The sequence below is a fragment of the Nocardia rhizosphaerihabitans genome (assembly GCF_014646295.1).
Lineage (GTDB): Bacteria > Actinomycetota > Actinomycetes > Mycobacteriales > Mycobacteriaceae > Nocardia > Nocardia rhizosphaerihabitans.
The window spans coordinates 404,611-426,045 of the sequence record NZ_BMNE01000001.1 but is presented as its reverse complement, the minus strand read 5'-3'; the positions used below and the strand labels follow the sequence as shown (position 1 = coordinate 426,045).

The window sequence follows — 21,435 nt, the reverse complement described above, 5'->3', positions numbered from 1 at the left end:
ACCTATCGAAGTGGTAACGGCCGACAGGTCTTACGGTGTGTCGTCTTGTGTTTGCGCTGGTGCGGAACTCGGGAAATCGTTCCCGGATCGACGTCGTTCAGCTGCGTACCGCGTGCAGGACATCGGCGTGCAGGGCATCGGCCCGGGCGGCGATCGTGTCGACGCGCAGCAGGGCCGCGGCGAACGCGTCGCCCAGCGCCGCGGGCAGCGAGCCGACATTGATCTCGATATTGAGCTGCGAGCTCATGGCCGCCGCGCGGGCGGCATCGGCGGCGGCGCCGATGTCGGTGACCACGTTGGGATTACCGATCGGCAGGAGTTCGGCGGCCAGCGACAGGATCTCGTCGGCCTCGTCGACCACCGCGGCGGGCACCCGCGCCGCCTCGACGAGCGCGGCATTGATCGCCTCGGTGCGAGCGGCGATCTCGTCGTCGGTGTCCTTGGGCAGCTTGTAGGCGGCGCCGACGGCGGTGAACGCGGCGGCGTCGGCATCGGCCAGCGCCAGCGACCGCGCCTGGGCGGCATCGGCGGCCTCGATGATCCGGTCGACGATCGGCCGGTGCACGGCATCCTTGGCGCGGGTGGTGTAGCGCGCGACCATCGCGACCAGCGCCGCGGCCTGGGCCGCGTGCAGGGCAGCCACGGCCCCGCCGCCCGGTGCGGGCACCTTGGCGCCCAGCTCCGACAGATAGTGCTCCAGGGTCACCGACCCGAACGAAGGGGCGATCTGCTGCGGCGAGGCGGTGGGCTGCGACACGACGTGGTGACCTTTCGATGCGGCGAGAACTGCGGTGGTACTCGCCTTTAACGCTACCGCGTGGCGACCGGAACACCCCGCCCGACCAGCACCTGCGTCGACAGACCGACCGGTCGGGGTCGCTGTGTGCGCCGGGGCTATGTTGGGTGTCATGCGGATCGGATTGAGCATCAACTACTCGGGCGGCTTCAAGGAGGTCGCGGCCGAGGTCGCCGACCTGGAACGGGCCGGCCTCGACATCGTCTTCGTGCCGGAGGCGTACTCGTTCGACGCGGTCAGCGCCCTGGGCTTCCTGGCCGCCCGCACCGAGCGGGTGCAGCTGGCCTCGGGCATCCTGCAGCTCTACACCCGTACCCCCAGCCTCACCGCGATGACCGCGGCTGGCCTCGACTTCGTCTCCGACGGCCGCTTCATCCTCGGTATCGGCGCGTCCGGCCCGCAGGTCATCGAGGGCTTCCACGGCGTGCCCTACGACGCCCCGATCGGCCGCACCCGCGAGCTCGTCGAGATCTGCCGGAAGGTCTGGCGCCGCGAGAAGCTCAACTACCAGGGCAAGTACTACCAGATCCCGCTGCCCGCCGACCGCGGCACCGGGCTGGGTAAAGAGCTCAAACTGATCAATCACCCCGTGCGCGAACGCATTCCGGTGCTGCTCGCCGCGCTCGGCCCGAAGAACGTCGAGCTGGCCGCCGAGCTCGCCGAGGGCTGGCAGCCGATCTTCTTCCTGCCCGAGAAGGCCAAGGATGTCTGGGGCGACGCGCTGGCCGCGGGCAAGGCCAAGCGCGACCCGTCGCTGGGCGAGCTCGAGATCTTCGCCGGCCCGCCGCTCGCGATCGGCGAGAACGTCACCCCGCTGCTGGACTTCGTGAAGCCGCACCTTGCGCTCTACATCGGCGGCATGGGCGCCAAGGGCAAGAACTTCTATCACACGCTGGCCACCAAGTACGGCTACGGCGAGGCCGCCGACCGCATCCAGGAGCTGTACCTGGCCGGTGACAAGCAGGCCGCCGCGCAGGCCGTGCCCGACGACCTGGTCCGCGACGTGTCGCTGATCGGCCCGGAGGGCTTCGTCAAGGACCGCATCGCGGCCATGGCCGAGGCGGGCGTCACCACGCTGAACGTCACGCCGCTCGCCGAGAACGCCGCGGGCCGGGTCAAGCTGATCGAGCAGCTGCGCGCGCTCTGCTGACCTGCCGACGACAACGCGCCGCCGCCCGGAGAACTCTCCGGGCGGCGGCGCGTTCTTCTGGGGTCAGGACGTGAACGACGCCAAGGCGGCGGCCAGCGTGGTGTGCATGGCGAACACCTGGTCCAGGCTCGTCATCTTCAGCTGACGGCTGGTGGCAGGCCCGTCGGCGACGATCGCGATCGCTGTCGTCTGGCCTGCCCGCTGATGCGCGGCGACCAGGGTCGCCATGCCCGCCGAGGCCAGGAACCCGACCGCGGTCAGGTCGATCACCAGCGTTGCCGGTTTGTCGGCCAGGATGGCCTCGATCGTGGCATCGAGCGCGGGTGCGGTCGCCAGGTCGACCTCGCCGGTCACCGTCAGCACCGTGACGCCGTCGTGTACCGCCGTCGTGGTGGTCATCGTGTCCGTGAGTGGATACGCGTCTCCGGATGAGTTGGTCACGACTCAACAACACACAACTTCGCCCGAATACGCAAGCCATTGCCGGTGCCGACCCGGTCGCACCTATACTGGAAAACCTGTGTGAGTCCTCCGTTGACCCGCCGGGCCAGCGCCTTTGTCAAGGGAGTACCGATGCTGCCCGATCCCGTCGACGCGACCGACCTCAACATCTACGGCACCGACCAGCTGCCCTGGAGCCGGGCGCGCGCCGCCATCGAGAACGGCCTCGCCGCCCTGGAGACCGCCCAGTTCCTCGGCACCGTCGGCCCGGACGGCCGACCCCATTCGGCAGGCATCGGCGCGACCCTCGTCGGCGAGCATTTCTACTTCACCAGCGGCCCGGGCACCCACAAGTCCCGGTACCTGGCCGCGAACCCGGCATGCACGCTGTCGTTCCGCTTCCCCGACGACGTCGACCTCGTCTTCGAAGGCACAGCGGTCCGCACCACCGACCACGCCGAGATCGATCTGGTCACCGCCGACTACCGAGCCACCGGCTGGCCCGCCGAACGGGAGGGCGACGCGGTCACCGCCCCCTTCAGCGCCCAGAGCGCGGGCCCGGCCCCCTGGCACCTCTACCGCTTCACCGTCCACGCCGCGGTCGGCGTCGCCCTGACCGATCCGCACGGCGCCACCCGCTGGCGGTTCACACAGCCGTCGTGAGCTGTACTGCCGACGGGGGCAACGGCTGGTGTTATCCGGAAGTCGTCGTACTGTGAGGGCGTGAACATCGATGTGACGCCATTACCGGGGATCGGCGTGTGCAAGGACTTCCCGCTGGCGCAGGCGCGTCGCCGGATCGGCGTGATCGAACACCGGGACGGCAGCGTCGATCTGGTCGTCTCGCGGGCGGGGGACTACGACACGACCACGTCGATTCCCTTGTCCAGCACCGAGATCGGCGTGCTGGCCGGGCTGCTCGGTGCGCCGCAGGTGGTGCAGAAGACCGCGGACGTCCATGGCGTCGGGGAGCTGTCGACCAGGCAGTTCGCGATCGATCGCGGCAGCCCGTTCGACGGTCGGCCGTTGCGGGACACCGCGATGCGCACCCGCACCAAGGCCTCGGTCGTCGCGGTGGTCCGCGCGGGGGATGTGACCCCTTCGCCGGGAACGGATTTCACCTTCATCGCCGGTGATCTCGTCGTCGTCGTCGGCACCGACGAGGGGCTCGAGGCCGCCGGAAGGTTGCTCGACCAGGGCTGAGCGGCCGTGCGGATGGTAAAGAGAAGGTAAGGTGTTGCCTAGCTGAGGTTAGGTGATCCAATGAATGTAGATGTGACTTCCCTGCCGGGAATCGGTGTCCGGAAAGAGTTTTCGCTGACGAAGGTGGACCGCCGCATCGGCGTCGTCGACCATCGCGACGGTGGCACCGATCTGATCTTCACCAAGGTCGGCGACCCGGATGCCACCGTGCAGATTCCGCTGTCGAGCACCGAGGCCCGTGCCCTGGCCGGTTTGCTGGGCGCGCCCCAGCTGGTCGCGCAGCTGCGCGAAGAACACCGCGACCTCGACGGGGTGAGCACGCGGTCGATGCCGGTGCCGTCGAACTCGGCCTACGCCGGACGGCGCCTCGGCGAGACCGAGATGCGGACCAGGACCCGCGCCTCGATCGTCGCCGTACTGCGGGCCGGGCAGGTCCATGCCTCACCGGGACCGGAGTTCGAGTTCCTCGGCGGTGACATGGTCGTCGTGGTCGGCACGCACGCCGGACTCGACGCTGCCGCCGCGATCCTCACCGACGGCTGAGCCGGTGCAGATCAGTGGATCCGCGCTGGCTTTGATCCAGCTCGGGGCGGTGTTCTTCGGTTTGGGTGTGCTCGGGCGAATCGCGGCCCGCGTCGGCCTCTCACCCATCCCGCTCTACCTGCTCGGGGGTTTGGTCTTCGGGACCGGCGGCCTGATCGAGCTGCACGAGGTGGAGGACTTCATCCACATCGCCAGCGAGATCGGCGTCGTCCTGCTGCTGCTGTTGCTCGGCCTGGAGTACACGGCGGGGGAACTGGTCACCGGCATGCGCAAGTCGTGGACGGCGGGCCTGCTCGACCTGGTGCTCAACGCGACACCGGGCGTCATCGTGGCGTTGATGCTGGGGCTGGGGCCGACCGGTGCGATCGCGATGGCGGGCGTCACCTACATCTCCTCCTCCGGCATCGTGGCGAAGGTGCTCAACGACCTGGGCAGGCTGGGTAACCGGGAGACCCCGGTGGTCCTGTCGATCCTGGTGTTCGAGGACCTGGCGATGGCGGTCTATCTGCCGGTGCTCACCGCCGTGCTGGCCGGTCTCGGCTTCGTGGCCGGGTTGACCACCGTCGGCATCGCGCTGGTCGCGGTGACCGTGGTCCTCGTCGTCGCGCTGAGATACGGCAAGTACGTCTCGGCGATCGTGGCCAGCGAGGATCGGGAGATCTTCCTGCTCAAGCTGCTCGGTTCGGCGCTGCTGGTGGCCGGTGTCGCCTCGGCGGTGCAGGTGTCGGCGGCGGTCGGCGCGTTCCTGCTCGGCATCGCGATCTCCGATTCCACCGCGCACGACGCGACCAAGATCCTCGAACCGCTGCGCGATCTGTTCGCGGCGATGTTCTTCGTCCTGTTCGGGCTGAGCACCGATCCGGCCACGATTCCGCCGGTCCTGGGCTGGGCGGTGCTGCTGGCCGTGGTCACCACCACGACCAAGATCGCCACCGGCTGGTGGGCTGCCAAACGCGCGGGCGCGTCCCAGCTCGGCCGGGCCAGGGCGGGCACGGCGCTGGTCGCCCGCGGCGAGTTCTCGATCGTCATCGCCGGTCTGGCCGTGGCCGCCGGTGCGGTGCCCGACGGGTTCGCCGCGCTGGCGACCACGTATGTGCTGCTGATGGCGATCATCGGCCCGATCGCGGCGCGCGTGGTCGAGCCGGTCATGCGGGCCACGGTCGGCCGCAAGCAGCGCGTCGCGGTGGACCCGACCGCGGAGTGAGGCACGTCCTCGGCCCCCCAGCCGTCCGGCGCGGGGGCCGTCGACGTTCTCACGGCTCGATCAGCCCCGTCCGGATCGCGTAGCGGGTGAGTTCGAGCCGGTCGCGCAGCCCCAGCTTCTGCAGGATGTTGGCGCGATGCCGGTCGACGGTCTTCGCGCTGATCACCAGCGTGGTGGCGATATCGCGGGCCGAACAGCCCTCGGCGATCAGCTTGAGCACCTCCTCCTCGCGCGGAGTCAGAATCGCCTCGGGTAACGCCGAACCCTGCCTGACCAGCTGGAGGTAGTCGCGGACCAGGGCGGTGACCGCGCCCGGGTACAGGAAGGACTCGCCGCGCATGGTGGCCCGGCACGCCTCGATGAGGTCGCGGTCGGCCACCGATTTGAGCACGTAGCCCGACGCGCCCGCTTTCAGCGATTCGAAGAAGTACTGCTCGTTGTCGTACATCGAGAGCATGAGGATGCGCACCCCGGGCCGGGTACGGGTGATCTCGCGGGCGGCCTGGATGCCGGTCATCCGCGGCATGGCGATGTCGAGGATCACCAGATCGATCCGGTCGTCGGCCAGCGCGGTCACCGCGTCGTATCCGTTGGCCGCCTCGGCGACGACGCGCAGATCCGGCTCGTTGTCCAGGATCATCCGCAGCCCGCTGCGGACCAGGGCGTGGTCGTCGGCCAGCAGGATCCGGGTCGGCTCGCTCATGACGGTGCTCCGTTCTGCCGCACGGGAATCGCGAGTTCGACCGCGGTGCCGCCCGCGATCGGGGAGGTGATGGTCAGCGTCGCGTCGATGAGCATGGCGCGTTCACGCATGCCACGGATGCCGGTCCCGTTCTCGAGCACGCCGCCGCGGCCGTTGTCGGACACCCGCAGGATCACGGTGTCCGCGCGCGGTGTCAGCTCCAGGTGCACCTCGTCGGCGCCCGCGTGGCGCAGCACGTTCGTCAGGCTCTCCTGCGCGATGCGGTAGCAGACGAGTTCGACATTCGGGTCGAGCCGGTCGATGTCCGGGTCGAGCCGACGGTGCACGGGTATGCCCGCGGTGCGGGTGAATTCGTGACACAGCGCGTTGATCGCACTGTGCAGCCCCAGATCTTCGAGCACGTCGGGCCGCAGGCGTGCGGCGATCCCGCGGACCTCGTCGAGGCATCCGCGGACCGTTTCCTGCGCCTCCTCGACCTCCTCGCGCAAACCGGCGGGCGCACGGTCGAGTACCCGTTTGAGCCGCAGCAGCGCCACGGTCAGGCTCTGCCCGATCTCGTCGTGCAGCTCGCGCGCGATGCGCTGCCGCTCGCCCTCCTGCGCGGCCAGCGCGGTCGCGCCGGCGACGGAGCGTTCGGCTTCGAGCCGGTCCAGCATGGCGTTGAACGTCTCGATCAGGTGATGGAAGTCGCCGCTCGCGCGCCGGTCCAGCCGGGCGGCCCGATTAGGTGGGTCGACCCGGCGCATCGAGGCGACGAGCTCGTCGAGCGGCGCGAAGCTGGTGCGCAGCGCGATCGCGTTGGCGGTGAGGATCACCGCGAGCCCGATGACCAGCACGGGCACCTCCGTCAGCCGGACCCTGGCGGAGACGGTGGCGGGGGAGAGCGCCAGGACCAGCGTGCCGAGGGTGAACACGACACCGTTGAGCAAGCAGACCCGCCAGAACAAGGCCGTCACCGGTGTCCGGGCTGCTAGACGGTTCATACGACCCAGCATGCTGGTGCGCCTGCGCTGTGTCCATGGGGTCCGGCACCCATTCGGCACTCTCCCCGCCTGCCCCTGAGCAGGGGGAAATGGGTGTCACGGCCGATGGTGGCGACGGCCACGTCCACCGAGACTCGGTGGGTAGACGCATTCGATCACGTCGGGAAGGACTCGCTCTCCGATGGACACCGATCGCACGACGATCCCCGGCACCGGCGTGCTGCACAACTTCCGCACCCGCGCCGGCACCCGCTTCGCGCTGCTGACCGAGTCGACGGGAACCCGCCACCTGCTCACCTACACCGCGGGCAGCGACGAACCGGCCGCCGATATCGCCCTGACGCCCGACGAAGCCGATCAGATCGCCGAACTCCTGCACAGCAGTTCCGTCCGCGACCGGCTCGCTCGGCTGGAGCAGCGCATCGAGCACCTCACCGATCGGGGATGAATCACGATGCGCGCCAGGGATATCGCGATGAACCTGCCGACCGTGCGGCCCACCGACCCGGTCGCCAAGGCGGTGCGGCTGATGGTCGTCAACCGGCTGCCCGGCCTGATCGTCGTCGACGACGCCGACCGGCCCGTCGCCGTGCTACCCGGCACCCAGGTGCTGCGCCTGGTGATTCCCGGCTCCTACCAGAATGATCCGACGCTGGTCCGCACGATCGACGAGGTGCACGCCGACCTGTTCTGGCAGGAACCGGGCAGCCTGACCGTCGGTGACTGCCTGCCCGACGGCGCGGTCTCCCCGGCCACCGTCACCCCGGACGCGACGCTGCTAGAGATCGCGATCCTGATGGCGCGCAAGCACAGTCCGCTCATCGCCGTGGTCGACCGCTCGCGCATCCTGCGCGGCGCGATCACGCTGGAGCGGCTGCTGACGAGCCTGGCCGTCGCCGGTCCCGGCGACTGAGGCAGGACCGATGGCCGCAGCCCTCGCCGTGCTGATCTTCGTGGTCGCGTTCTTCTTCATCGCCACGGAGAAGGCCGACAAGGTCAAGACCGTGCTGATCGCGGCGGGCCTGATGGCGGTATTCGGGCTGATCCCCGGCGAGCGGGTGTTCTTCTCTCCGCACGAGGGTATCGACTGGAACGTCATCTTCCTGCTGCTCGGCATGATGATCATCGTCGGCGTCGTCAAGCAGACCGGCCTGTTCGACTACCTGGCGATCTGGTCGGCCAAGCGGTCCCGCGGCAAGCCGTATCGCCTGATGGTGATGCTCATGCTGATCACCGCGGTGGCCTCGCCGTTTCTCGACAACGTCACCATCATCATGCTGGTGGCGCCGGTGACGGTGGTGGTGTGCCGCAGGCTCGGGCTCGCCGCGCAACCGTTCCTGATCGCCGAGGTACTCGCCGCCAATATCGGTGGCGCGGCGACGCTGATCGGCGATCCGCCCAACATCATCATCGCCAGCCGCGCCGGCTTGACCTTCAACAACTTCCTGGTGCACATGGCACCGATCGTCGTGCTCACCTTCGCCGTGTTCGTCCTGATGACCCGGCTGCTGTTCTGCTCGGCCCTGCGCACCGAGCCGGGATCGGTCGACGCGGTGATGGCTTTGCAGGAGCGTCGCGCGATCCGCGATCCGACACTGCTGGTCCGCTCGCTGATCGTGCTCGCCGGGGTGATCGTCGGATTCTGCCTGCACGGCATCGTGCACGTGTCGCCGTCGGTGATCGCCTTGGTCGGCGCGGGCACCATGGTGCTGGTCTCCGGGCTCGACGTCGGCGACATCCTGCAGGAGGTGGAATGGCCGACCCTGGTGTTCTTCCTGGGATTGTTCGTGATGGTCGCGGGACTGGTCCACACCGGCGTGATCGCCGCGATCGGCACCGCCGCGACCGAGGTGGTCGGTGACAACTACTTCCTCGCCGCCACCGCGCTGGTGTTCGGCTCGGCGCTGCTCGGCGCGTTCGTCGACAACATCCCGTACACGGCCACCATGGCGCCGGTGGTCGAGGGCATCGTCGCCGACGCCCCCGACCCGGAAACCGGCCGCTCCCTGTGGTGGGCCTTCGCCCTCGGCGCCGACTTCGGCGGCAACGGCACCGCGGTCGCGGCCAGCGCGAACGTCGTCGCCCTCGGTATCGCCGCTCGCGCCGGGCAGCGGATCTCCTTCTGGCAGTTCACGAAGTACGGCATCCTGGTCACCGTGGTCAGCACGACGATGGCCTGGATCTATGTGTGGCTGCGCTACTTCTGACCCCGCGATCTCACTCGGCGGGCAGCGTCACTCCGGTCGCCTGCGCGATGTCGGCCAGCATCCGCTGCGCCGCCTGCACACCGATACCCGACATCCAGGTCTCGTCCGGCACCTCGAACACCGTGCCGGCCTTGACCGCGGCCAGATCGCGCCACACCGGGCTGCCCGTGACGGCGTTCTTCGGCGTCTTGCCCGGATCGTCGATGGTGGCGACGAAGATCATGTCGGCGTCGGCGCTGTCGATCTGCTCCGGACTCACCTCGACCATGATCTTCTTGGGGTCGCTCGAGATCTGGTTGGCCGGGCGGTTCAGGCCGACATCGGCCAGGACCACGCCGCTGAACGACTGGGTCAGGTACAGCCGGGTCGGGCCGGCAAGGAACCGGACCACCGAGGCGGTCGGCGCGGTGCCGTTGTGCTTGGCCTTGATCAGCTCACCCAGCGCGTGCGCGCGGGACTCGTACTTGCGCAGTGCGTCGGTGGCGCGCTGGTCGAGGCCGAGCGCGGACGCGTGCACGGCGAGGTTGGCTTTCCACGGGCCACCGGTGGTTTCGGTGAGCACGGTCGGTGCGATGCCGCTGAGCTTGTCGTAGATCTTCTCGTGCCGGATCTTCGAGGACAGGATCAGATCGGGCTTCAGCGAGGCGATGCGCTCGAGGTTCGGCTCGAGCAGCGGACCGACATCGGTGACGTCGGCCAGGCCCGCCTTCAGGTAGTCGGGGAACCCGCCGGCGGTCTTGGTGTGCGGGACGACCGCGCCGACCGGGGTCACCCCGAGCAGGGTGGTCGAGTCGAGTTCGGCGGTGTCGAGGACGACGACGCGTTGTGGGGCGCGGGGGATGGTCACCTGCCCCATGACGGTGTCGAGCGTGCGCGGGAAGCTCGCCGCGTCGGCGCCGGTGTTCGCGGTACCGGTCTGCGCGGTGTCGGCACCGCAGCCGACGAGCGTGCCGAGCGCGATGAGCGCGCCCGCGGCCACGGCGCCTGCCCGGCCGAATCCGCGGGTGCGGAGACGTCGTAGGGACATGAGGTCCTCATTTCTGGTCGGAGGAAGCGGCGACCCGAGCCGGGTCGCCGTGTGGTGCGGGAGTTCAGACGCGGGCCCTCGCGGCACGACCGAGCGGAACAACCAGTGGGGTACCGGTTTCCGGATCGGGGATCACCCGGCACTCGACATCGAAGACGGTGCGCACGAGATCGGCGTCGAGGACGTCGGCCGGCGGTCCCGCCGCGGCCAGTGCGCCGTCGTGCAGCACGACGAGGTGGTCGGCGTAGCGGGCGGCCTGCCCGAGGTCGTGCAGCACCATGACGACGGTGCGGCCCGCGTCGGCATTGAGGTCGGCCACCAGATCGAGCACATCGAGCTGATGGCGCAGATCGAGGAAGGTGGTCGGCTCGTCGAGCAGCAGCAGGTCGGTGTCCTGCGCGAGAGCCAGTGCGATCCAGGCACGCTGGCGCTGCCCGCCGGAGAGCTGGTCGACGGGGAGGTCACGCAGGGCCGTGGTGCCGGTGCGCGCCATGGCCTCCTCGACGGCCGCCTGATCGGTGGTGGACCAGGGGCGCAGCAGCTTCTGATGCGGATAGCGCCCGAGCCGTACCAGCGCTTCGACGGTGATCGCTTCGGGGGTGATCGGTTGCTGGGGGAGCAGGCCGAGCCGCAATGCCAGGGTGCGCGCGGGCATCCGGTGGATGTCGGCGCCGTCGAGGGTGACGGTGCCGCCCGCGGGGCGCAGCAGCCGGGTCAGCCCGCGCAGCAGCGTCGACTTGCCGCAGGCGTTGGGACCGACGATCGCGGTGACCGCGTGACCGGGCAGCACCAGGTCGAGCCCGTCGATGACGGTGCGATCGCCGTAGCGCAGAGCCAGTGCGCGCGTGGCGAGTTCGTTGGCTGGGTGCTCGGTCATGCGGTCCTCCGATTCGCCGGGCTGCTGTCGCGCACCAGCAGCCACAGCAGCCACGGTGCGCCTACGGTCGTGGTGACGACGCCGACCGGGAGTCCCTGCACCGGCAGCAGGTTCTGCGCGACGAAGTCGGCGGCGGTGAGCAAGGTCGCCCCGGCCAGCCCGGTGACGGCGAGGGTCGCCGCCGTCGGCGGCCCGCACAGCAGCCGCACCATCTGCGGCACCGCGAGCGCGACGAACACGATGGGACCGGAGATGGCCACGGCCAGTGCGGCCAGCGCGACCGCGGTGAACAGCAGTCGCAAGCGCGCGCCCGAGACTCCGACGCCGAGCCCGCCCGCCGATTCGTCGCCGAGATCGAGCACGGCGAGGGTGCGGTACTGCACGCACAGCACCGCGAGCACCAGCACGGAGCCGACGGCAGCCCCGGTCACCTCCGCCCAGGTCCGGCCGTAGAGCGAACCGGCCGTCCAGTGCATCGCCGATCCGGCGAGTTCCTTGGGGAATCGCACGATCACCAGGTTCACCGCGGCGGCGAGCCCGGCCTGGATCGCCAGACCGACCAGAACCAGCCTGGCCGTGGACAATTGCGTGCGCCAGCCGATGGCGCCGAGGGCGACCGCGGCCACCATCGCGCCCGCCAGCGCGGCGACCGGAATCGAGTACTGGCTCGCGCCTGCGGCCAGCACGACCACCGCGCCGAGGGAGGCGCCGCCGGTCACGCCGATGACGTCGGGGGAGGCCAGCGGATTGCGGAACAGGCGTTGCAGCACAGCGCCCGCGACGGCCAGCCCCGCGCCCGCGATCAGCCCGGCCGCGATCCGGGGCGCCCGGAACTCCTGGACGACATAGATGTCACCGCGATCACCGAGCCCGATGGCGGCTCGCAGCGCGGTGACCGCGTCCATCGGCACATCACCGGTGGCGAGGGCGACCGTCACGATCGCGCAGAGCGCGAGGACGAGCCCGGCGGCGAGCATCCGGACGCGCGTGGCCATCGATGTCACGACAGTGGTCATCGGCGAACCTTTCTCGTGGCGAGCACCGCCAGCAGCGGCGCACCGAGGAACGCCGTGACGATCCCGACCTCGACCTCGGTGGGCCGCACGATCAACCGGCCGACGATGTCGGCGCCGAGCAGCAACAGCGGACCCGCGAGGAGGCAGCCGGGCAGCAGCACCCGATGATCGGTGCCGGCGACCAGCCGCACCAGATGCGGCGCGGCGAGCCCGATGAAGGCGATCGGCCCGGCCACGGCCACCGCGGACCCGGCCAGCAGGACCACCGCCACCATCCCGGTCACCCGAATCCTGGTGACCGGAACGCCGAGCGCTTCGGCGGCCTCGTCGCCGAGCGCGAGCGCGTTGAGACCGGACACCAGCACCAGCCCGGCGACGGCGCCGACCGCGAACAGCGGGAGGAGCGGAATCAGGATCGGCAGTTCACGTCCCGCGATCGAACCGACCAGCCAGAACCTGGCCTCGTCGAGTGTGCGTTCGCTGAGCAACAGGACCGCCGAGGTCCACGAGGCCAGCACCAGTTGCACGACCGTGCCGCCGAGCACCAGCCGGATCGGGTCGAGATCGCCCGCCCTGCGCCCGAGCGTGAGGGTGATCATGGCGGCCGCGGCGGCGCCGGCGAACGCGAACCAGACGTACTGCGCCGGCTGGCTCAGTCCCAGCGCGTAGATGGCGACGACCACCGCGAGCGCCGCGCCCGCGTTGATGCCGAGGGTTGTCGGCGCGGCCAGCGGATTGCGGCTCACCCCCTGGACGATCGCGCCCGCCAGACCCAGCGCCGCCCCGACGACCAGCCCGACGACGGTGCGCGGCCACCGCATGCCGGTGATCACCGCCGCATCGCGATCGGTGCCGTGACCGAGGACGGCGTCGACGACGGTGCCGACGGGCACCGACCGGGATCCGAGCGCGAGGCTCAGCACGACGCACAGCGCCAGCGCGGCGATGCCGAGCGCGAACACCGCGGCATGACGCAGCGCCGGACGGCTCAGAGCGAGAGTGGACACGGTGGATTTCCCTCATCGCGCACGACCGAGCGCGCCTGGCCGTCGGGCAGGCGTTGGACGCTGTGGTGCAGTGCGGATCGGTCGAGGTGCGGGTGCGGGACGACGGCGCGGTCGTCACCCCCGCCGAGATGCGAAGGTTGCGAACCGGATCGCGGCAAACATTAGGGTAGGCAAGCCTTAATGCGCAAGACCGTCGATTCCGCTGCCCCCGTGCCGGGTGATGATGCGGTGCAGCAGTCGCGCTGCGGTGCGGGCGGTGCGCTGGTCGATATCGAGACCGGGGTTGAGTTCGGCGACATCGACAACGGCGAGCTTGCCACTGGCGGTGACCTGATCGCAGACGGCCTGGACCGTCGACAGCGCGACGCCGTAGGCGGCGGGCGCGCTCACGCCGGGTGCGACCGCGGCGGGCAGCACATCGAGATCGATGGTCAGGTAGAGCAGATCGATCCCGGCCAGGAAATCCTCGACGAACGTGGCGACCCGCGCCGGTTCGCAGTCGTCGTCGAGCAGATACCGCACGCCGAATCGGTCGGCGGTGTCGAACAGGACGTTGGTGTTGCTGGGCTGGCTGATCCCGATCACCGCGTAGCGCACGTCGGGGTCGGCCTCGAGGATCTGCCGGAACGGGGTCCCCGAGCTGGGCACCGGATCGGGGCGCAGGTCGAAATGCGCGTCCAGATTGAGGATTCCGACGATGGTGCCCGGCGTGCGGCGCGCCGCACCGGCCACCCCGAGATAGGTGCCGTAGGCGACTTCGTGCCCGCCGCCGAGGACGACCGGGAACGCACCGGCGTCGAGCAGGTCCGACACCGTCGCACCGAGCCGGCGCTGGCCGTCCTCGAGGCGGTCGTCGGTGACCGCGACGGTCCCCGCGTCGAACGCGCGCACCGGCGCGCCGAGCGCCATCGGTGACAGCGCGCGGCGCAGCGCCTCCGGTCCGTGCGCCGCACCCTGGCGACCCTTGTTGCGCCGCACCCCTTCGTCACTGGCGAAGCCGACGAACACGCACGCACCGGGATCGGTGCCCGGTTCGTACGACGTGACCGCCTGGTGCCAGCGCAGATGCTCGGGCGTGGTGCCGTCGATCCGGCCGGTCCACGAGGATTCGGACGTCATCGGGCAGACCTCATTTCGAGTAGGCGAGCACGCCGCCGCGCCACACCTGGCTGATCAGCGGGACTCCGGGACGGTAGGCCAGATGCAGGTGCGATGGCGCGTCCAGCGCGATCGCGTCGGCCCGCACACCGGGCCGCAAGGCGCCGATATCGGTGCGGCGCAATGCTTGTGCGCCGCCCGCCGTCGCCGCCCAGACCGCTTCGTCAGGCGTCATGCGCAGGTCACGGACCGCCAGGGCGATGCAGAACGGCAGGCTCGTCGTGTAGCTCGTGCCGGGATTGCAGTCGGCGCCCAGCGCCACGGTGACGCCGGCGTCGAGCAGGGCCCGCGCGTCGGGATAGCTGTTGCGGGTACAGAAGTCGGCGCCCGGCAACAGCGTGGCCACGGTCTCGCTGCCTGCCAGCGCGTCGATATCGGCGGCGCTCACATGCGCGACGTGATCCACCGACGCGGCGCCGAGCTCCACCGCGAGCTGCACACCGGGACCCTGATGCAGCTGATTGCCGTGCACGCGCGGCACCAGACCGTGCGCGATGCCCGCGGAGAGCACCGCGTGCGCCTGCTCGCGGTCGAAGGCGCCCTGCTCGCAGAAGACATCGATCCATCGAGCGTGCGGCGCGCAAAGCGGGATCATCTCGGCGCACACCATCGCCACGTAATCGTCGGCGCGTCCGGCGTACTCCGGCGGCGGCACGTGCGCGGCGAGCAGGGTCACCTCGTCGGTGAACCGGCCCGCGATCACCACGCTGCGCAGTTCGTCGGCGACGGTCTGGCCGTAGCCGCTCTTGCATTCGACCGTCGTGCTGCCCGCGCGCAGCGACTCGTCCATGAGCCGCGCCACATTCGCGGCGAGCTGCTCGTCGGTCGCCGCGCGGGTGGCCTCGATGGTGGTCCGGATGCCACCGGCCCCGTACGGGCGCCCGGCCATCCTGGCCGCGAACTCCTCGGCGCGGTCACCGGCGAACACCAGGTGCGAGTGGGTCTCGACGAATCCCGGCAGCACGGCCCGCCCGCCGAGGTCGACGCCGGTGTCGGCGGCGGGCGCGGCGGCGCTGTCGCCGACCCACACGACGGTCTTGTCGTCGAAGACGACGGCGGCGTCGCGCCGGATGCCGAGCGGACCGTCACCGAGGGCGGGATCGTTGGTGACGAGGGTGCCGATATCGGTCAGTGCGGTGGTGGGCACTGGGGGAGTCCTCCTAGCTGCGGGTGTCGACCATCTCGGTGTGCGTGGGGTAGATCATCCGCGCGGGCGGGTTGGCCGTGCGGCGCGCGATCGGGTAGTAGATCGCGCCGGTGAACACGATGCCGACGATCCAGGAGATATCGGCGCCGCCGAGCAGGTGCGTGATCGGACCGGTGTAGAGCTTCTGCGCGAGGAACGGGATCTGGGCGAGGACGCCGAGGCCGTAGCAGAGCAACGCGGGCACGTTCCATGCCCCGTAGCGCCCGTTCGGATCGTAGAGCGCGGGCAGGTCGACCCGTTCCTTCGAGATCAGGTAGTAGTCGATCAGATTGATCGCGCTCCACGGCGTGAACACCATGAGCAGCACCAGCACGAAGTTCTTGAAGTTGTCGAGGAAGTCCGCGCTCGCGGCCAGCGCGATGAGCATCGAGACGCCGACGAACCCGACGATGTAGAGCGTGCGGGCGCGGGTGGAGATCTGCGAGCGGCCGTCGAACGCGGTGACGGTGGTCAGGATCGACATGAACCCGCCGTAGGCGTTGAGCACGTTCACCGTCAGCTTGCCCACCACGATCACCAGATACACGCAGAACGCGAGCACCGCGGGCCCGGCGAGCTTGCCGAGGAACCCGACCTGGTCGGCGAGAAACGACTTGCCCGCGACCGCGGCCACCAGCGCGCCGAAGGTCATCGCCCACTGCGAGCCGAGCACGCTGCCCAGGAACGTCGACCAGAACGTGGTGCGCTCGCTGGTGCTGCGCGGCAGATACCGGGAGTAGTCGGCGACATACGGTCCGAAGGTCAGCTGCCAGCCCGCGCCGAGGGAGATCGCGAGCAGGAAGGTCGCCGCGTCGAACCCGATCACGCCGACGAAGTCGCCGACCGGATACTCGGCGAACAACCGGACCGTCAGATACGTGAAGCCGACGATCCCGATCACCGTCGCGACCCGGCCGACGACATGGATCAGCCGATACCCGGTGACCGCGACGAACGCGGTGAGCGCACCGAAGATCACGATGCCGATCACCGGATTCTCGACATGCAGCATGTTGTTCACCGCCTGCCCGGCCAGCACGGTGCCGGTCGCGGCGAAGCCGAGGTACATCAGGATCACCAGCACCAGCGGGACCACCGCGCCCTTGACCCCGAACTGGGCCCGGCTCGAGATCATCTGCGGCAGGCCCATGCGCGGTCCCTGCGCCGAGTGCAGCGCCATCACCACGCCGCCGAACACATTGCCCAGCAGGAGGCCGATGATCGCCCACAGGGCGTCGGCGCCGAACACCACCGCGAGCGCGCCGTCCACGACCGCGGTGATCTGCATGTTCGCCCCGAACCAGAGCGTGAACTGGCTGCGCGGTGTGCCGTGCCGTTCGTTGTCGGGGACGACGTCGATGGTTCGGCGTTCGGGCGTGAGGAGATCCTCGGAGCCGGTCGTTGTCATAGCGGCCTGTCTTTCTGCGGGGACGCCGTCGACCCGAGCGTGTGCGCTGGGTCACGTTCGATATGTATATGCCTGTATAGACAGGTACGTCAAGCGCTAGGCTGCCGACCGACCCGTCGCGCATTGACACGGCTGTATATACAGGTTTATACATGTACCGGTCGCTGTGACCGGCCCCACAGGCGAATCCATCGGGTCATCACCCGCTCCGTGCGCCTTTCCGATCCCGGGAGAATGGTTTGAACAAGCCCGTTGCTGTGCTGACGCGTGGACTCACCGCGCGCCACATCCGTTTCATCGCGCTCGGCTCGGCCATCGGCACCGGCCTGTTCTACGGCTCGGCGGAGGCGATCCACCGCGCCGGCCCGTCGGTGCTGCTGGCCTACCTGATCGGCGGCGCCGCGATCTACCTCGTGCTGCGCGCCCTGGGCGAGATGGCGGTCAGCAACCCGGTCTCTGGTTCGTTCGGCGAATACGCCAGCAAGCACCTCGGTCCGCTGGCCGGCTTCCTGACCGGCTGGACCTACACCTTCGAGATGCTCATCGTCTGCCTGGCCGACGTCACCGCGTTCGGCGTGTACATGGGCTTCTGGTTCCCCGACGTGCCCCGCTGGATCTGGGTGCTGTCGATCATCTTCTTCATCGGCGCCGTCAACCTGCTCAGCGTGAAGGTGTTCGGTGAGGTCGAGTTCTGGTTCAGCCTGGTCAAGATCGTCGCCATCGTCGCGATGATCGCCGGCGGCATCGCCATCCTGATCTTCGGCTTCGGCATCCACGACACCAGCGGCGGCGTACAGAATCTGTGGACCGACGGCGGATTCTTCCCGACCGGCTTCGGCGGTTTCGTCGCCTGCTTCGCCATCGTGATGTTCGCCTTCGGCGGCACCGAGATCATCGGCATCACCGCGGGAGAAGCCGAGGACCCGCAGCGCACGATCCCGCGCGCGATCAACACCGTGCCCATCCGGATCATCCTGTTCTACGTACTCACCCTCGCGGTGATCATGGCGATCAATCCGTGGCAGAGCATCGGCGACGAGGGCAGCCCGTTCGTGCAGATCTTCCAGAGCCTCGGCCTCGGTCCCGCGGCGGCGGTGCTGAACATCGTCGTGATCACCGCGGCGCTGTCGGCCATCAACAGCGACATCTTCGGCGCGGGGCGGATGATGTATGGCATGGCCCAGCGTGGTCAGGCGCCCGCGGTGATGCAGCGGGTCTCGCGCAACGGCGTGCCGTGGATGACGGTGGTCGTCATGACCGTCACCCTGCTGGTCGGCGTGCTGCTCAACTACCTGATCCCGGACAAGGTGTTCCTGGTGATCGCCTCGATCGCCACCTTCGCGACCATCTTCGTCTGGCTGATGATCCTGTTCTCGCAGTACCGCTCGCGACAGCGGATGTCGGCGCAGCAGGTCGCCGCGCTGAAGTTCCCCGTGCCGTTCTGGCCGTACGGGCAGCTCATCACGATCGGCTTCCTGGTGTTCGTGATCGCGGTGATCGCCTTCGACGCCGACAGTCGGGTGGCGCTGGTCGTCGGCGCGGTCTGGCTGGCACTGCTGTGCGTGGCCTACCGCCTGTGGGTGCGCCCCGTTCCGGCCGAGCCCGACGCGGTTCCCGCGCCGGAACCCGTCGCCGATATCGCCTGAAAGTTTTGTCCCGCAGATAGTTCGGAATGGAGAAGCATAGTGAGCATCGACTCGGACCGGTCCGCGCCGGTCACCGTGGAACCGGTCGTCGTCGGCACGGGTCCGGTGGCGCCGCAGGACGTGGTGCGGGTGGCCAGGGACGGCGCCGCGGTGCGGCTGTCCGACGAGTCGCTCGCGGCGATGGGGGAGAGCAGGCGGCGGATCGAGGCGCTGGCGGCCGACCCGAAGCCGGTGTACGGCGTGTCCACCGGGTTCGGTGCGCTGGCGGTCCGGCACATTCCGCTCGAATTGCGTAAGCAGTTGCAGCGCAGCCTGATTCGCTCGCATGCGGCGGGTTCGGGCGCCGAGGTGGAGCGGGAGGTGGTGCGCGCGCTGATGCTGCTTCGCCTGTCGACCCTGGCCACCGGCCGGACCGGCGTGCGGCCGGTCGTCGCGCAGACCTATGCCGCGCTGCTGTCGGCGGGGATCACCCCGGTGGTCTACGAATACGGCAGCCTCGGCTGTTCCGGCGACCTCGCACCGCTGGCCCACGTCGCGCTGGCCGTCCTCGGTGAGGGTGCGGTTCGCGACGCCGACGGCGCCTTGCTGCCCGCCGCCGAGGCGCTGGCCGCCGCGGGCATCGCCCCGGTCGAGCTGGCGGAGAAGGAGGGCCTGGCGCTGATCAACGGCACCGACGGCATGCTCGGCATGCTGGTGCTCGCCTGCCACGACCTGCGCAATCTGCTGCGGCTGGCCGACGTGACCGCGGCCATGAGCGTGGAGGGCCTGCTCGGCACCGACAAGGTCTTCGCCGCCGACCTGCAGGCCCTGCGCCCGCAGCCCGGCCAGGCCATCGCGGCCGCCAACATGACCCGGCTGCTCGCCGATTCGGCGATCGTGGCCAGCCACGCGACCCCCGACTGCACCGTCGTCCAGGACGCCTACTCGCTGCGCTGCGCACCGCAGGTGGCGGGCGGCGCCCGCGACACCCTCGCCCACGCCGAACGTGTCGCCGGGTACGAGCTGGCGTCGGCTGTCGACAATCCCGTGGTCACCCTCGACGGCCGGGTCGAGTCCAACGGCAATTTCCACGGCGCCCCCGTGGCCTACGTGCTGGACTTCCTCGCCATCGTCGTCGCCGATGTCGCCAGCATCAGCGAACGCCGCACGGATCGTTTCCTGGACAAGGCCCGCAATCACGGCCTGCCTCCGTTCCTCGCCGACGATCCCGGCGTCGACAGCGGCCACATGATCGCGCAGTACACCCAGGCCGCCATCGTCTCCGAGCTCAAGCGCCTCGCCGCGCCCGCCTCGGTGGACTCGATCCCGTCCTCGGCCATGCAGGAAGATCACGTCTCCATGGGCTGGTCGGCGGCCCGCAAGCTCCGCCGCTCCATCGACGGTCTCACCAGGGTCCTCGCCATCGAGGCGCTCACCGCCGCGCGTGCGCTGGACCTGCGCGCCCCGCTGACCCCGGCCCCGGCGACAGCGGCGGTCCGTGATGTTCTGCGCGCGCACGTCGACGGCCCTGGCGCCGACCGCTACCTCGCGCCCGAAATCGATGCGGCGGTGCGCCTCGCCGCCTCCGGCGCCCTCCTCGCCGGCGCCGAATCGGTCATCGGCCCGCTCGGCTGACTCGTATCACTGACGGTGCCCCTGTCGAAATCGGCAGGGGCGCCGTTGTTTCCGGCTCGTGCTTGCGAGAAGTCGGAGGATCAGCGGCTCGCTTCCTCCGGAAGCAGGTGGGCGAGAAGAAGTTTGATCAGCAGTACCGGCGCGAACCAGGCCACCTCGGCCGGGACGGCGAGAACGCCGGTGACCCACAGCAGCGCGAAAGCCGTGACGGCGAAGGCGATCGGCCTGCGCAGCGGGGCGGGTGCCACGGTCACGATCAGCGCTCCGGTTATCGCCAGTACGTAGATGGTGACGGCGGCGGTCCAGCTGAACGCGGGCACCACCCAGGCCAGAAGGAACGGCTGGATGTGGATCGCGACGAAGCCGAGATGGTGGACGGCGGTGCGCCCCGGGCGGTGATACCAACGCTTGGCCGAACCCATCGCGTTGACGACGGATCCACCGAACAGATCGAACGCGAGCACCGCGATCACGGCGACGACCGGCCACGGATGGTGCGCCCGAATCGCCAGTGCCGCTGCACCGGCGGCTCCGCCGATCGCGACGGAGAATCCGAGGGTGACCTCGGCCCTGGTCGCACCCGGCGCGATCAGCCGATCGGTGAGTGTCATCGCCGGATCCCTTCCACGCAGACCTGCAGAACCGGCTCGGTGAGATCCGGCAGCGACAACTCCGGGTCAACCAATGTCTGGATGAGACACCCCTCGATGGCCCCGATGATCACCGCCGCGTGCCGATCATCGATCCCGTCGCGCAGCGCGCCCTCGGCATCAGCCGCACGCAGCAATGCGGTGACAGCCGCCCGATATTCGCGATAGACGGCGACCATATCGATGGGCGGTTTCGCGGCCCACACATCCAGCAGGACCCGCGCGTGATCAGGGTGCTCGGCCAGCATCGCCACGGCCCCGCGGATCAGCCGCTCCAGCCGTTCGAGCGCAGGCCCGTCACCCATCTCCTCGAGCACCGACGCCGACCGCCGCGCATAGCTCTCGAACACTCCGGCAAGCAGCGAATCCCGACTCGGAAAGTACAGATAGACACTGCCTTTGGCGATCCCCGCCTCGGCAGCCACATCCTCGATCCGCGCAGCAGAAAAACCCTTCCGGGCGAACACGGCAGCCGCGGCCAGCAAGATCTCCTCCCGCCGCGCGGCCCGATCCACAATCTTCGGCATGGATTTATTATGTCTGACTGGTCAGTCATAATAAACCGTGAATTTGCGACACCCCGAACCGACTGTGCGGCACTCGATTCGCCTGCTGC

23 protein-coding genes are annotated in these 21,435 nt (G+C 69.5%); 10 read left to right on the top strand and 13 right to left on the bottom strand.

Going from position 1 to position 21,435, the window contains the following annotated elements:
* Window positions 1-97 precede the first annotated feature (97 nt).
* On the bottom strand, window positions 98-757 hold the full coding sequence (locus IEY60_RS01940; protein WP_189023141.1) for a cyclodeaminase/cyclohydrolase family protein: 660 nt from the start codon (window positions 755-757) through the stop codon (window positions 98-100).
* A 151-nt stretch (window positions 758-908) separates the two neighbouring features.
* Between IEY60_RS01940 and IEY60_RS01935 the strand changes: the two genes are divergently transcribed.
* Entirely contained in the window at window positions 909-1,946 is a 1,038-nt protein-coding gene (locus tag IEY60_RS01935) for an LLM class F420-dependent oxidoreductase (RefSeq protein WP_189023139.1), read from the top strand.
* Window positions 1,947-2,009: 63 nt separating this feature from the next.
* Here the strand turns inward: IEY60_RS01935 and IEY60_RS01930 are convergent, their stop codons facing one another.
* Window positions 2,010-2,345, bottom strand: a complete 336-nt coding sequence (locus IEY60_RS01930) for an STAS domain-containing protein (protein ID WP_189023137.1) — start codon at window positions 2,343-2,345, stop codon at window positions 2,010-2,012.
* 174 nt (window positions 2,346-2,519) lie between these two features.
* Here IEY60_RS01930 and IEY60_RS01925 point away from each other — a divergent pair, with 174 nt between their 5' ends.
* From IEY60_RS01925 to IEY60_RS01910, 4 genes are read left to right on the top strand one after another with little or no spacing between them, the layout of a single operon-like run.
* Entirely contained in the window at window positions 2,520-3,050 is a 531-nt protein-coding gene (locus IEY60_RS01925; RefSeq protein ID WP_189023135.1) for a pyridoxamine 5'-phosphate oxidase family protein, read from the top strand.
* A 60-nt stretch (window positions 3,051-3,110) separates the two neighbouring features.
* Window positions 3,111-3,590: a cation:proton antiporter regulatory subunit gene (locus tag IEY60_RS01920; RefSeq protein ID WP_189023133.1), complete on the top strand. Its 480-nt coding sequence runs from the start codon at window positions 3,111-3,113 to the stop codon at window positions 3,588-3,590.
* 60 nt (window positions 3,591-3,650) lie between these two features.
* Window positions 3,651-4,133 carry a cation:proton antiporter regulatory subunit gene (locus IEY60_RS01915; RefSeq protein WP_189023131.1) on the top strand — a complete coding sequence of 161 codons (483 nt, stop codon included), beginning with the start codon at window positions 3,651-3,653 and terminating at the stop codon, window positions 4,131-4,133.
* Between the two features lie 10 nt (window positions 4,134-4,143).
* Entirely contained in the window at window positions 4,144-5,337 is a 1,194-nt protein-coding gene (locus IEY60_RS01910) for a cation:proton antiporter (protein WP_189024779.1), read from the top strand.
* A gap of 49 nt (window positions 5,338-5,386) precedes the next feature.
* On the opposite strand, the gene IEY60_RS01905 is transcribed toward IEY60_RS01910, so the two are convergent.
* Both IEY60_RS01905 and IEY60_RS01900 read right to left on the bottom strand, forming a co-directional pair.
* Entirely contained in the window at window positions 5,387-6,040 is a 654-nt protein-coding gene (locus tag IEY60_RS01905) for a response regulator (protein WP_189023129.1), read from the bottom strand.
* Window positions 6,037-7,023, bottom strand: coding sequence for a sensor histidine kinase (locus IEY60_RS01900; protein WP_189023127.1), 987 nt, complete (start codon window positions 7,021-7,023; stop codon window positions 6,037-6,039). Before IEY60_RS01900 ends, IEY60_RS01905 begins: the two co-directional genes overlap by 4 nt.
* 181 nt (window positions 7,024-7,204) lie before the next feature.
* Between IEY60_RS01900 and IEY60_RS01895 the strand changes: the two genes are divergently transcribed.
* Genes IEY60_RS01895 through IEY60_RS01885 form a run of 3 tightly spaced genes read left to right on the top strand, consistent with a single transcriptional unit; the run spans window position 7,205 to window position 9,230 of the window.
* On the top strand, window positions 7,205-7,471 hold the full coding sequence (locus IEY60_RS01895) for a cation:proton antiporter regulatory subunit (protein ID WP_189023125.1): 267 nt from the start codon (window positions 7,205-7,207) through the stop codon (window positions 7,469-7,471).
* A 27-nt stretch (window positions 7,472-7,498) separates the two neighbouring features.
* Window positions 7,499-7,936: a CBS domain-containing protein gene (locus IEY60_RS01890; RefSeq protein WP_229739481.1), complete on the top strand. Its 438-nt coding sequence runs from the start codon at window positions 7,499-7,501 to the stop codon at window positions 7,934-7,936.
* A gap of 10 nt (window positions 7,937-7,946) precedes the next feature.
* Entirely contained in the window at window positions 7,947-9,230 is a 1,284-nt protein-coding gene (locus IEY60_RS01885; protein ID WP_189023121.1) for an ArsB/NhaD family transporter, read from the top strand.
* Between the two features lie 10 nt (window positions 9,231-9,240).
* Here IEY60_RS01885 and IEY60_RS01880 read toward each other — a convergent pair whose 3' ends face one another.
* The 7 genes from IEY60_RS01880 to IEY60_RS01850 all read right to left on the bottom strand — a co-directional run bounded on the left by IEY60_RS01880 (window position 9,241) and on the right by IEY60_RS01850 (window position 16,909).
* Entirely contained in the window at window positions 9,241-10,257 is a 1,017-nt protein-coding gene (locus tag IEY60_RS01880) for an ABC transporter substrate-binding protein (protein WP_189023119.1), read from the bottom strand.
* A gap of 64 nt (window positions 10,258-10,321) precedes the next feature.
* A complete protein-coding gene (locus tag IEY60_RS01875; RefSeq protein ID WP_189023117.1) occupies window positions 10,322-11,134 on the bottom strand; it encodes an ABC transporter ATP-binding protein in 813 nt (270 codons plus the stop codon).
* On the bottom strand, window positions 11,131-12,150 hold the full coding sequence (locus tag IEY60_RS01870) for a FecCD family ABC transporter permease (RefSeq protein WP_189023115.1): 1,020 nt from the start codon (window positions 12,148-12,150) through the stop codon (window positions 11,131-11,133). Before IEY60_RS01870 ends, IEY60_RS01875 begins: the two co-directional genes overlap by 4 nt.
* A complete protein-coding gene (locus IEY60_RS01865) occupies window positions 12,147-13,157 on the bottom strand; it encodes a FecCD family ABC transporter permease (protein WP_229739480.1) in 1,011 nt (336 codons plus the stop codon). The genes IEY60_RS01870 and IEY60_RS01865 overlap by 4 nt, the downstream gene beginning before the upstream one ends.
* A 177-nt stretch (window positions 13,158-13,334) precedes the next feature.
* Window positions 13,335-14,276, bottom strand: a complete 942-nt coding sequence (gene hutG / locus IEY60_RS01860; RefSeq protein ID WP_189023113.1) for a formimidoylglutamase — start codon at window positions 14,274-14,276, stop codon at window positions 13,335-13,337.
* Window positions 14,277-14,286: 10 nt separating this feature from the next.
* Window positions 14,287-15,462: an imidazolonepropionase gene (hutI, locus tag IEY60_RS01855; protein WP_189023111.1), complete on the bottom strand. Its 1,176-nt coding sequence runs from the start codon at window positions 15,460-15,462 to the stop codon at window positions 14,287-14,289.
* 13 nt (window positions 15,463-15,475) lie between these two features.
* On the bottom strand, window positions 15,476-16,909 hold the full coding sequence (locus IEY60_RS01850; RefSeq protein ID WP_189023109.1) for a purine-cytosine permease family protein: 1,434 nt from the start codon (window positions 16,907-16,909) through the stop codon (window positions 15,476-15,478).
* 239 nt (window positions 16,910-17,148) lie between these two features.
* Between IEY60_RS01850 and IEY60_RS01845 the strand changes: the two genes are divergently transcribed.
* Both IEY60_RS01845 and hutH read left to right on the top strand, forming a co-directional pair.
* Entirely contained in the window at window positions 17,149-18,555 is a 1,407-nt protein-coding gene (locus IEY60_RS01845; RefSeq protein ID WP_189023107.1) for an amino acid permease, read from the top strand.
* A gap of 39 nt (window positions 18,556-18,594) precedes the next feature.
* Window positions 18,595-20,169 carry a histidine ammonia-lyase gene (gene hutH, locus IEY60_RS01840; RefSeq protein ID WP_189023105.1) on the top strand — a complete coding sequence of 525 codons (1,575 nt, stop codon included), beginning with the start codon at window positions 18,595-18,597 and terminating at the stop codon, window positions 20,167-20,169.
* An 80-nt stretch (window positions 20,170-20,249) separates the two neighbouring features.
* Here hutH and IEY60_RS01835 read toward each other — a convergent pair whose 3' ends face one another.
* A complete protein-coding gene (locus IEY60_RS01835) occupies window positions 20,250-20,780 on the bottom strand; it encodes a hypothetical protein (protein ID WP_189023103.1) in 531 nt (176 codons plus the stop codon).
* Window positions 20,777-21,346: a TetR/AcrR family transcriptional regulator gene (locus IEY60_RS01830; protein ID WP_189023101.1), complete on the bottom strand. Its 570-nt coding sequence runs from the start codon at window positions 21,344-21,346 to the stop codon at window positions 20,777-20,779. The genes IEY60_RS01835 and IEY60_RS01830 overlap by 4 nt, the downstream gene beginning before the upstream one ends.
* Window positions 21,347-21,435 lie beyond the last annotated feature (89 nt).

Excerpts from the sequence above, each read along its gene's own strand:
- IEY60_RS01935 (WP_189023139.1), top strand. The coding sequence starts at position 909 with ATGCGGATCGGATTGAGCATCAACTACTCGGGCGGCTTCAAGGAGGTC.
- IEY60_RS01930 (WP_189023137.1), bottom strand. The coding sequence starts at position 2,345 with ATGACCACCACGACGGCGGTACACGACGGCGTCACGGTGCTGACGGTG.
- IEY60_RS01925 (WP_189023135.1), top strand. The coding sequence starts at position 2,520 with ATGCTGCCCGATCCCGTCGACGCGACCGACCTCAACATCTACGGCACC.
- IEY60_RS01915 (WP_189023131.1), top strand. The coding sequence starts at position 3,651 with ATGAATGTAGATGTGACTTCCCTGCCGGGAATCGGTGTCCGGAAAGAG.
- IEY60_RS01905 (WP_189023129.1), bottom strand. The coding sequence starts at position 6,040 with ATGAGCGAGCCGACCCGGATCCTGCTGGCCGACGACCACGCCCTGGTC.
- IEY60_RS01900 (WP_189023127.1), bottom strand. The coding sequence starts at position 7,023 with ATGAACCGTCTAGCAGCCCGGACACCGGTGACGGCCTTGTTCTGGCGG.
- IEY60_RS01895 (WP_189023125.1), top strand. The coding sequence starts at position 7,205 with ATGGACACCGATCGCACGACGATCCCCGGCACCGGCGTGCTGCACAAC.
- IEY60_RS01890 (WP_229739481.1), top strand. The coding sequence starts at position 7,499 with ATGAACCTGCCGACCGTGCGGCCCACCGACCCGGTCGCCAAGGCGGTG.
- IEY60_RS01885 (WP_189023121.1), top strand. The coding sequence starts at position 7,947 with ATGGCCGCAGCCCTCGCCGTGCTGATCTTCGTGGTCGCGTTCTTCTTC.
- IEY60_RS01880 (WP_189023119.1), bottom strand. The coding sequence starts at position 10,257 with ATGTCCCTACGACGTCTCCGCACCCGCGGATTCGGCCGGGCAGGCGCC.
- IEY60_RS01875 (WP_189023117.1), bottom strand. The coding sequence starts at position 11,134 with ATGACCGAGCACCCAGCCAACGAACTCGCCACGCGCGCACTGGCTCTG.
- IEY60_RS01870 (WP_189023115.1), bottom strand. The coding sequence starts at position 12,150 with ATGACCACTGTCGTGACATCGATGGCCACGCGCGTCCGGATGCTCGCC.
- hutG (WP_189023113.1), bottom strand. The coding sequence starts at position 14,276 with ATGACGTCCGAATCCTCGTGGACCGGCCGGATCGACGGCACCACGCCC.
- IEY60_RS01850 (WP_189023109.1), bottom strand. The coding sequence starts at position 16,909 with ATGACAACGACCGGCTCCGAGGATCTCCTCACGCCCGAACGCCGAACC.
- IEY60_RS01835 (WP_189023103.1), bottom strand. The coding sequence starts at position 20,780 with ATGACACTCACCGATCGGCTGATCGCGCCGGGTGCGACCAGGGCCGAG.
- IEY60_RS01830 (WP_189023101.1), bottom strand. The coding sequence starts at position 21,346 with ATGCCGAAGATTGTGGATCGGGCCGCGCGGCGGGAGGAGATCTTGCTG.